This is a genomic window from Cyanobium sp. NIVA-CYA 375 (genome assembly GCF_056108345.1).
Genome location: NZ_JBSYHW010000080.1, coordinates 1 through 9,828 on the forward strand (window position 1 = coordinate 1; position 9,828 = coordinate 9,828).

The following is a 9,828-nucleotide window of genomic DNA, read 5'->3' on the forward strand; positions in this document are numbered from 1 at the left end:
AGACGTGGACTCAAGGATGCGGGTGTCCCCGTCGACAATCCAGCCAAGATCTTCCTGAGCTCCGTTGAAATATATTTCTCAGAGAATTTGCCGCGCCATTCGGGCTGGGATGAAAGGTTTGACGTGAGCCCCCGAAACGCTGCCACAGCTTCTGCACCTGATATGACATAACTTTCGCTCCCATTCGAGCATTCAATCATCCCGTCACTCATCACGGTCGCAGGATTGAACGGCTTGCTCCTTTCCTTGATGGTCGCAACTGCCTTTTGGATGTAGCCGAGATGGTTGCCTTGCTTCTTGTGTTTCATCTTGAGGCACCAGTAGCCAGAGGCAGGAATCGCCCTTGATGGACTAACAATGAAAACTGCTTATGGATCTCGCACGTCCTTTGAACAGATGTCGTAAGCCAGCCGGCCTCATAGTTATGTCGCTGGGCGGTCTCACTAAAGTTGGCGCTTGTAACCAGGGCTTTGGCCCCTGGTGTTTCCGCATCAGCAATCACAATCTTGGCGTGCTGGTAACAACGCTCAGCTGATCCTGAGATCAACCGTCGGTCCACATAGGCATGGGGTTTGGCAGGCCATGGCCAGACTTCCCGGTTGAACCATGTGGAGATCGTTGCAAGCGGGTCAGCGCCCAGGCGATCCTCAATCTGCTTGGGATGGAAGAACAGGTCGACTCGCTTCAGCTGACCATCGGCTAGGCGATCTGCGATGGACGCGAACAAGGCACGAAACTCACTGCTGAGGCCAATGTTGTAGGTGGCAATCAACAGGCTGCAGCTTGCTTCGCTGATGAGTTGGTCCACCGTGGCAAACGTGTCGGCAGTTTTGGCATGGAGAGGATCCGGGCCAGACCAGACGAAACTCCAGGCATTTCGCTCCCTCTGGAGTGCTTCTTGCGCATCAGCGAGGCGATCAAGCAGCATCGCCATCAGGCGGGGATGGGCCCCTTCTCGCACCATCTCCACCAGTAGCGGCTCGAGCTGGAGGCGGATCGCTTCGCTGTGAGTAGAGAGCAATCCCTGCCAGCTGGTGGGCGTGTAGTTCAGACGCCGTAGATCAATCGCTACGCCCCGAAGTGTCTGGGCTGGCAGCGTGAGGCTCATGCGTTGATGAACTCCCAGAAGGATGGATCACCCGTTTCAGGGTCGAATGAAACGGTGGGGCTCACCAGGGCCCGATCGAGGAACTCGTTGCGGATTTCGCAGGAGGTTTCGGCGATCAATTCACAGCCATGACAGGCGGCGCCGTGGGTTGGGCGAATGTCGAAGGGGTGGTTGGGGTCGTGCTCGGAGCAAAAGGGATCGTTGCTGCAGAGCTGGCCGCGCTCAAAGGCCTTGTCCAGATAACTGACGATCCGTTTGCCGGCCCCAACCAGGCCGCCCAGGGTGCCTTCCGATCCGGAACTGCTGGTGAAAAGCAAGATGCCATAGCCAATCTCGCTGTTGGCGTAGATGCGCTCGCGGATAGAGCTGGCGCCATAGCCGCACTCCAGTGCCATCTCCGTTATCAGCAGATGGCTGAGGCTATGCAGCAGCAGGTAGGGGGCTCCGGGGAAGGGGAACTGGACCTCGTCCAGTCCGCGTGAAGCCAGCCATTCGTTCTCGAAGGCCTTGGTGAATTGACCAGCTCGCATTTGCACCGGATCACTGGCAGCCCAGGCCTTGATCGTGGCGGGATCGAACTCGATGAAAATCCCTTCTCCCTTGTTCTCACTAGCCGGCACCCAGCGCAGATCATTGGCCAGCGGTGCCCGGCGGTTCACCTTGGTGGTGTCGATCGGCAAGCCGCCGAGGCTGCTGGTGCGAGCCGTGAAGCGGGTGAAGCCCACTAGCGCCTGCACCTCCCGCAGGCGGTGCACCAGCAGCACCCGTTTGATGGCTTTGCTGAACCAGGCTGGCGGGTTGGGGGGCTGCCATTGATCGGCCTCAAAGAGGCTCCCTTCTGCAGAACTGGAGACCCCATCCATCGGGCCAATCAGCAGGGCCAGCTCCTCATCTTTGGGTTGGGCTGCCTGGCCGGTGATGCCTCCCCGTTGAGCCTCGATCGTTTGCCAGAGCAGCGCCGGATCCACACCAACGAAGGCGCTTTTGAGGCGGGGGTTGAATTTGAGGGCTGCTGCTACATCGGCTTCCGCTTCGATCAAGGCGAGGTCGTCCTTGAGTTCGGTGACACGTTTTGCGAGGGAATTGGCTTCCTCCGGCAGGGAGATCACCGAGATGGTTTCGGTGAAGTAAGCGTTGGTGGCAGAGCGCACCAGGAGCCGGTTTTGGGTGGGCTCTCCATCGGTTTTGCACTTGTCAGGGTCGCGGGCGTTGCGGCCCAACCAGGGCGTTTGCCCTTGGCAGAGACCTAGGGGGCTCATTTCCGTGACCAAGGCATCAGCGAGCTTGCGGGTTGTGCCGCCCTCTGACTGCACATAGATCTGGGTGAAGTCGTTGCCGGTGCCGGCTTCCAGCAGGTAGAGGCGTTCGCTGTTCTTGCAGCCGAACTGGCGAAAGCAGAAGTCGCGCCAGCGGATATCACTGAGGTGGCCATGGGGGCAGGCCATCACGAAGCGAACCGGCACTACCGGGTACTTGCCCTCATCGTCTTGATAGGTGCGCCAGTCCGAGATGCAGCCATCGTTGAAGTGCACCAGGGGCCTGGCCCGGCAGGGAATACCAAAGGCCATCCGCTCGCTCACCTTTTGAGCCACGGACCACTCGGGAAAGCGAAACGCCTTGATTGAACCGCTGACATTTTTAAGCGGATCCACCTCCTTGGGCGGGGTGCGCAGGTCAACCCGGGCCATCCCGGTGGCCTGCCGCACCAACTGCAGCAGCCGCGGCTCGTGGATCAGATCACAACCTTTGTTATTCCAGAAATCCAATCCCCCAATCAGTAGGGAGTAGTCGGGCAGATCGACCATGGCGCCAGGTCCGTAGAGCTGGAGCACCTGGCTTTGACGCGCTTCGCCGAGGGGCGGGGGAGCAGCTTTACGGCGGGTGGATGCAGGCATGGGGGTGGTGGCTACTGGGCTCAGTCGTCGGCTGTGATTTCTTCCCTGAAGTTCACCATCCGGATCGGAGCAGAAGGCTCCACATCACGCAGGCTCCAGTTGGTGTTGAACTGCTTGTAGCCCTCCGTTTGGTAGATCGGGTCGTTATCGAGGGCTGTGTGCAGCAAACCGGCACCAGCGCCCTTCTCTTCATGGGTCCAGTACTGCAGCTTGGCCTCTGGTTCTTGGGTGAGCTTCCACCAAGCTTCCAGCAGATCGATCACGTGATCGCGCACTTCGGTGGGTAGGTGTTCATCGAGGCTGTCATCGGCAGCGCCTGTAGCAATACAGCGATCCTGCAAAGCCTTGGCGATCTGAGCCTTGATGGCTTGGAGGGCATCAGCTGCCATGGCGCCTTTGGCACCAGCTAAGGCTGGGTCGCTGTGGCGGGCCATCGCCACCACCACCCCAGGTAGACCGCGATCAAGGGCACGGCTGGCAAAGGGTGTGCAGCTGGTGGCCTCCACATGGCGGTAGAAGGTCTGGTGCCAGTAGGGAAACAGCTCGAAATGGGAGCGATCCCTTGGGCGGTTGGGGTTGAGCAGCACCAGTACTAGGCCCGGCTTGTTTTGCTCAGGGTTGTCGCTGAGCTGGCGACCAACGCGGCTGGTGGCCTGGATGTACTCGGCGGCAGTTTTCGGCTGGTTGAGCACCACCATCAGACCCAGGCGGGAGATGTCGAGGCCCACTGAAATCATGTTGGTGGCAAGAGCAACATCGAGGTGGTCCTTATCGACGTAGGGCTTGGAGAGCCGATCTTTAGTGCTGCTGATCTTGGCGGTATTGACGCGAGAGGTGAGCTCCTGCGGTTCATTGGGCCGCTTACGAGTAGCAAAAGGGTTAATGAAGCCCTCCATATCAAGGGCTCGGTTTTTGGCAAATTGCTCCAGCTGGCCACCGAGTTCGTCCTCCAGGATGCTGCGGGTGACACCCAGCTCCTTGAGGTTGGAGAAGTAGCCAAGCAGGGTCATGTAGGGATCGGCTGGGTTGCTTGCACCCATGGCCTTGTTGTCGTTCCAGCCCTTCTGAGCTGCAGCCATCAGGCCCAGGTAGGAGCGCAGCAGGACGCCTTTGAGATTTCGGCCCGGCGCGGAGAGACCTACGTAGAGACGAGCCTGGTCTGGATCTTGAATCGTGCGCGAGAAGAAGTTGTCATCACGCTCCGGGCCTGGCGGCGGAAAGATGCGCACCTGGCTGCGGGCAAATAGGGCCTTGATCTGAGCCTCAGCCCTACGCACGGTGGCGGTGGAGGCAATGATCTTGGGCGGCGGCGTGGAGGCGTCTGGACGCATCAGAGCCTCGATCACCGTTTCATAGAGGCCAGCGAGGGTACCGAGCGGTCCACTGATTAAATGCAGTTCGTCCTGGATGACGAGCGCTGGTGGCAGCAGCCGGCCATGGGGAATCTTGAGCCCACCAGCTGCCTTCTCAGATGGCCCCCAGAAACCAGCAGCGCCACTGCCGGTGGGCAACTGATAGGTGCTGACATTGCCAAAGAGGGACGAGGTTTTACCAACCCAAGGCAGGGCAGCGAACTTGTCGATCGTGGCGATCAGGAAGCAGGGCAGGCGGCGGTAGATCTGCTCATCCACCGGCAGGACCGGTAATGGTGTGCCCTTGTGGAAGGCGCAGGGGCCCATGTGAGCAAATTCCTGTTTGGCCTCTGGCGACCTGGGCTCGCGGCAGTAGATCTCAAGCCGATCGGGATTCTTGGGAGGCAGCAGATGAAACCCCTCAGGCTGCAGGGGTCGGTTGCACCAGGGGCAGGTTTCGATCGGGATCGGCCGCTCGCGCTTGCCTGATTTCCAGTTGTTGAGCACGGCATGGGTGGACTGCTGGTCGCTGTCGCCCGGACCGCCCAATTTGTTTGGCGTAGCGGCCTTGCCCACCCACATGCCGATCTCAAAGGGCCATTCACCCAGTGGGTAGGGGAGATCTTGTTCAGCGCGCTCGAGCCGCTCCAGCTCCAATGCGCAGATCAAGGTGGCAGCACGGCCGAGCTGATCGAGGGTGAGCAGCCGCAGGGTGTAGCGCATCAACACGGTGAGGCCGGCTGATTCAATCCCTGGGTTCTGCAGGCGGCGATGCACCAAGGTGAACGCGGCCAGGCCCAGGTAGGCCTCGGTTTTGCCGCCACCGGTGGGGAAGAAGAGCAGTTCAACAGCCTCACGATCCAGCCGCCCTTCTGGGCTATCTGGTGTGGCGAGACCAGGCAGGTTCATCAGCACAAAGGCCAGCTGGAAGAAGCGCCACTTGGGGCTGCGGGTGTTTGGTGCAATGCCGATTTGATCGGGCGGCACCTTGGCGCTGAAGGCACTGCGCTGCCGGCTGGCGCGGGCCATCACCAGGTTCATGGTTCGGAAGGCCTCTCGCACCAAGGGATCGCTGAGCAGCTTGATCCCGTTTTCAATGCGCCTGGAGCAGTCTTCTGCCTGGGCCCGGAGCTGCTTGGCGGTTTCGTTCTGAGCTGGGTCGCTAATCGGGTGTTTGGGTTGCTGGGTGATCCATGCCCGGTAGGCCTTCACCATCGGCATCAGCTCCTGCCCGATGCGTTCGCTCCGGGCCAGATCCGCTAGGGCCTCCATATCCATAGGCACGTTGGTGCCGGCTGGTGGTTCCGGAAGGGTGCGGTAGACCCGGGATGTCGGTAGCCAGGTGGTGGTGAGGGTGTGGCAGATGGCGGGGTTGTCTTCTGGGATATCGGCAGCAATTACTGCAACGTTGTGACCGCTGGCAAAGCAGTAATCGCGGCGGTATTGGAGGGCCGCCAGGCGCTCATCGGGATCTTTGGCGGCCTGCTGCAGCGCATCGCGGCGGGGCGGAAAACCTGCTTGGCAACGGAGCGAGAGCTCCGCCTGGAAAGCCGTGACCGGATCGCGATAGCGAATCTGTTTGGGCGGTGACTCGCGCTTGTTGAGCAGAAAGAGCGAGACCGAAAGTTGATCGTTTGGATAGTTGAGCTTTTTCGGTGCAGGCCGGGCTATCCAGCGCAGACACAGGCCTTGTGGATTGCCCTCCAGAGGGATATCTGGGCTGGTGCCGGGAGCATCAATTTGAAAACTGATACTTTGCCGCTGGGGCGTGCGGGTCCAGATCTTGTCTTTGTCTCCTTCTACAGGTGCGTTGTAGTCCCCCCAGCTCACAACCACCTCCAAGCTGGCGCCCTGATTGGCAATAAAGCTCAGGCCAAGGGAAGAGGGAAACCAGCTGCGGCGGGTGTTGGCCTGATCGAGGGTGTCGTTGGCGTCGTCTTCCTTCTCTTTTTTCTCTAGGCGATTGGAGGCGTCGTTGCTTGGTTCTTCCCCAGCGAGATCGGAGAAAGAAAGCTGCTCTTCTTTTGTAGTGCGGCCGGCCTCCTGCTGAAACACATGGGGCACAAGGAAGCCAGTGGTGTAACGCACCGATGGCGGCTGGTTGATCTGTTCGTGGCGCCGAGCAACGTCATCCCAACTGGGACCGATCAGGTCGATGCGGAGTGCATCGACGAGGTGTTGACGGATTTCGGCGGAGGAGGTCATGGCGTTATTTGTTTCTGCTTTGGCCATGGTCAGCGGGCTCCAGAATCTGAGTCAGCGGCCAGGGCAACACAGGCTGATCGCAGGGGCTGGAGATAGCTCTGGATCACACCCCAAACAAGGGTGTTGTCGACCTTGACGTATTCGTGCGTGAGCTTGTTGCGAAAGCTGATGATGCGTGGTGCGTTCTCGATCTTGGTGAACAACTCGTTGTTTAGGCGGGACAGATTGGTGAGCGCCTCACCAATGAGGATGAACTCCCGTTCAACGGAGGAGCGAATGAGGCGACTGTTGCAGTAATCATCCAAATTGATGCCGTTGACAGCTTCAAGGATGGCGTCGGATGCCTCAACCACATCGATTAGAAATGCCTTGGTATCACGCCGCATAGATCAGCTGCTTAGAGGCGTCGATGTCAGCGCGCACGATCGGGTTGCGTACGGCCGTGGCCATCACCAGATCAATGTCGGGGCCCATGCTCTCGGTGAGCTGTTGCTCAAGGCCGAAGTAGGCCTCAACAAGGTCTGTGGGCTGGAGATCTTCGAACTCGACCAGTAAGTCAATGTCGCTGCTGCCGGGGCGGTAATCGGGCCTTAGAACCGACCCGAAGGCATGCAGACGTGACACATGGTGCTGCCTGCATGCAGCGGCGATGGCGGCGAGCTGGTTGGGTGCGAGAGCGGTGGTCATAGTCCATCCCCATCTGTTCGGCTTGCATGGGCCCAGTCTCGCCCGGCTGGGCAGCCTTGGGCGGTCAGGCATCCCCCAGCCAGGAAACCGCAAGGTTGGCCGTTCAAGGTTGAACGTGCAGCCTGCAAGGTGCAAACTGGACCCTGCAACCTCAAGGCTTTTTCACGATCCTTCAAGTTTCAGGATCCATGAAAATTTCTTTAGCCTGAAAAAGTGCCTGCTGGACAGGACAAAAGCTCGGCATAGAATTTTCACAAAACAGACTGTTGCTAGATTCGTGAAAAAGCAAGACAGCGCAGTGGATCCGTCGACGGCATGGCAGGAGCGATTGCTAGCTCAGGCGGTGGAAAGGTTTCAGGCCGCCACTGGGCTAATGGCGGAGCTGCTGCCCGATCCTTACGGAGCAGCTGCCAGGGGGCCGGGTCGCCTGGCGATTACCACGACTGAGGGGCTGCCGCCCCGGATTTATCGGCCCCTGGTGCGCAAGGTGGAACAGGCCGAAGCTCTTGGCGCCTTGAAGGCCGAGATCAGTGCCTGCGGCGAGCCGGCGCTGCTGGTAGCCGAGAGTGTGAAGGATGGGCTGGCCCGGCAGTGCCGGGAGCTAGAGCTGCCCTTTCTCGATGGGCAGGGCAATGCCTTCCTGAAGGAGAAGGATCTGCTGATCGTGGTGTGCGGGCAGCGGCGGGCCGCAGCCAGGGAGAGGGGAGCACGACCTGCGGCGAGTGGCAAGGCGGCCCTGGCGCCTGGTGCGCGGCTGGTGTTCGCCGTGCTCAGCACTCCCCCTCTGATCACCGGGACCAGCAAGACGTTGCAGGCAGCCTCGGGTGTGGCGATGGGCAGTGTGCCTGGCGTGCTGGGGGATTTGGAACAGCAGGGACTGGTGCGGCGATTGGGATGGGGCAAGGGCTGTGCGGTGCCCAACTGGGGCCTGCTGCTCGATCGCTGGGCGGCCGACTACCCCCGGATCCTGCGCCCAAAGCTGCGCAGCCTGCACTTCCGTTCACCGGGGCAGGGGCTGTGGTGGAAGCAGGTGGATCCGCAGGCGTTTGGCGGCCAGTGGGGCGGTGAAGTGGCCGCTAGCCAGCTGGGGTCGGTGCTGGTGCCAGAGCAGAGCGTGATCTATCTGCAGCCGGAGGCAATGCGGCTGGGACTGGCCCAGCTGGTGAAAACCCAGGGGCTGCGCAGTGATCCCGAGGGCGATGTGGAGGTGGTGGAGGCGTTCTGGAACAACGAGCGTCTGGGGCTCGGCGGCGCCACAGTGCCGATCCCGCTGGTGATCGCCGACTTGCTCGCCAGCCTGGATGGGCGCAACATCGAAGCGGCACGCGAACTGCGGGAGATCTGGCTGCGTGGTGTTGAAAGTTGAGCTGCCACTCGAGCCAGGCGTATTGCGCGTGATCGCCGCCGTGCAGGCTGGCGCCCAGGCCCAGGGGCTGGATCCCTTGCTGGTGGGGGCCGCCGCACGGGACCTGCTGCTGGTGAATGTGTTCGGCCAGCGGGTGCGGCGGGCCACGAAGGATGTGGACTTCGCCGTGGTCCTGCCCGACTGGAGTGCGTTTGCGCAGCTGAAGAGACATCTGATCCGCGATCACGGGTTCACTGATGAGGCAAGGCAGCAGCACCGGCTGGTCTTCAGGGCCGAGGGGCCGGGCTGCGGAACCCCGATTGATCTGGTGCCCTTCGGCGGGCTGCAGGTAGATCGCCACACCCTGGTATGGCCCCCGGAAATGGATGTGTATATGACGGTGGCGGGCTTTGCGGAAGCACTTGAATCCGCCCAGCTAGTGGAATTGGCTGAGGGGTTGATAGTGAAGGTGGCCTCGTTGCCGGGGCTGGCGATCCTGAAGCTCTTCGCCTGGGGTGACCGGCGGCAACGCGATGCCAAAGATGCGGTCGATCTCTACACCTTGCTGCGCAGCTACGGCGAAGCAGGAACCTCTGATCGCATGTCGGATCCCGATCAGGCCCTGGATCGCTGGCTGGCTTTGGACTGCGATGAGGAGAAGACCGGGGCCTGGCTACTGGGCAAGGATTGCGGCCTACTGGCCAAGGCTGAAACCGCTGAAGCGCTGCAGCAACTCTGGGGTGATGAGCGGCGGCGCGAGCAACTGCTCGACGGCATGGTGTCCAATGAGCTGGGCATCAAAGGATCTCGCCAGCGGGCGGAGGCTCTGTTGACGCTGTTTCTGGAAGGGTTTGGGGAGGCGAGGTGAGGGAGTTGCGAACGGCCAGCGCCGGCCGCAGGGCACAACCTCCAACCATCTTCTAATTGAACCAAGTTTGAAGTTGATGGACCCGTGACCAACAGGCTGCCGCGCAGGCCCCCTCCCATCCAGGAGGTGTTGTAGTACTGCAAGTTGCAGGAGGCACTGCCGCTGCCCTCGTAGCTGGCAATCGCAGCGGAGACGGATTGTTACCTGCCCTGGGGAACTGTGCTATCTCACACCGCCCCAGGGGCTGAGCGTGAAATGTGCCAGTCGGTCACCATGCCAAATAGGCACATGGGTCAAAAATATCACAACAAAATTGGTATTTTTGAGCGATGCTGACCAATCGCTTTCGTGCAATTCTAGAAGTCGAT

At 60.5% G+C, this 9,828-nt stretch carries 8 protein-coding genes; 2 read left to right on the forward strand and 6 right to left on the reverse strand.

All coding sequences use genetic code 11. The features are described from left to right. From AC01FP_RS14495 to AC01FP_RS14520, 6 genes are all read right to left on the reverse strand, one after another. On the reverse strand, positions 1-308 hold a 308-nt coding region (locus tag AC01FP_RS14495), incomplete at its 3' end, for a hypothetical protein (RefSeq protein WP_474481290.1). Then, positions 305-1,108 (reverse strand): DISARM system phospholipase D-like protein DrmC, encoded by an 804-nt coding sequence (gene drmC / locus AC01FP_RS14500; RefSeq protein WP_474481292.1) that lies wholly within the window; start codon positions 1,106-1,108, stop codon positions 305-307. The genes AC01FP_RS14495 and drmC, both read right to left, overlap by 4 nt. Next, complete coding sequence (gene drmB / locus AC01FP_RS14505) at positions 1,105-3,003, reverse strand: DrmB family protein (RefSeq protein WP_474481293.1); 1,899 nt, start codon at positions 3,001-3,003, stop codon at positions 1,105-1,107. Before drmB ends, drmC begins: the two co-directional genes overlap by 4 nt. Before the next feature lie 20 nt (positions 3,004-3,023). Then, entirely contained in the window at positions 3,024-6,560 is a 3,537-nt protein-coding gene (gene drmA / locus AC01FP_RS14510) for a DISARM system helicase DrmA (RefSeq protein WP_474481294.1), read from the reverse strand. 29 nt (positions 6,561-6,589) lie between these two features. Beyond that, the gene (locus AC01FP_RS14515) at positions 6,590-6,946 is read right to left on the reverse strand and encodes a HepT-like ribonuclease domain-containing protein (protein WP_474481296.1); all 357 of its coding nucleotides are present in this window, start codon (positions 6,944-6,946) and stop codon (positions 6,590-6,592) included. Further along, positions 6,936-7,247 (reverse strand): nucleotidyltransferase family protein, encoded by a 312-nt coding sequence (locus AC01FP_RS14520; protein WP_474481298.1) that lies wholly within the window; start codon positions 7,245-7,247, stop codon positions 6,936-6,938. Before AC01FP_RS14520 ends, AC01FP_RS14515 begins: the two co-directional genes overlap by 11 nt. A 277-nt stretch (positions 7,248-7,524) precedes the next feature. Between AC01FP_RS14520 and AC01FP_RS14525 the strand changes: the two genes are divergently transcribed. Next, a complete protein-coding gene (locus AC01FP_RS14525) occupies positions 7,525-8,613 on the forward strand; it encodes a type IV toxin-antitoxin system AbiEi family antitoxin (protein ID WP_474481299.1) in 1,089 nt (362 codons plus the stop codon). Beyond that, positions 8,597-9,460, forward strand: a complete 864-nt coding sequence (locus AC01FP_RS14530; RefSeq protein ID WP_474481300.1) for a nucleotidyl transferase AbiEii/AbiGii toxin family protein — start codon at positions 8,597-8,599, stop codon at positions 9,458-9,460. Before AC01FP_RS14525 ends, AC01FP_RS14530 begins: the two co-directional genes overlap by 17 nt. Positions 9,461-9,828 lie beyond the last annotated feature (368 nt).

Excerpts from the sequence above, each read along its gene's own strand:
- drmC (WP_474481292.1), bottom strand. The coding sequence starts at position 1,108 with ATGAGCCTCACGCTGCCAGCCCAGACACTTCGGGGCGTAGCGATTGAT.
- drmB (WP_474481293.1), bottom strand. The coding sequence starts at position 3,003 with ATGCCTGCATCCACCCGCCGTAAAGCTGCTCCCCCGCCCCTCGGCGAA.
- drmA (WP_474481294.1), bottom strand. The coding sequence starts at position 6,560 with ATGACCTCCTCCGCCGAAATCCGTCAACACCTCGTCGATGCACTCCGC.
- AC01FP_RS14515 (WP_474481296.1), bottom strand. The coding sequence starts at position 6,946 with ATGCGGCGTGATACCAAGGCATTTCTAATCGATGTGGTTGAGGCATCC.
- AC01FP_RS14520 (WP_474481298.1), bottom strand. The coding sequence starts at position 7,247 with ATGACCACCGCTCTCGCACCCAACCAGCTCGCCGCCATCGCCGCTGCA.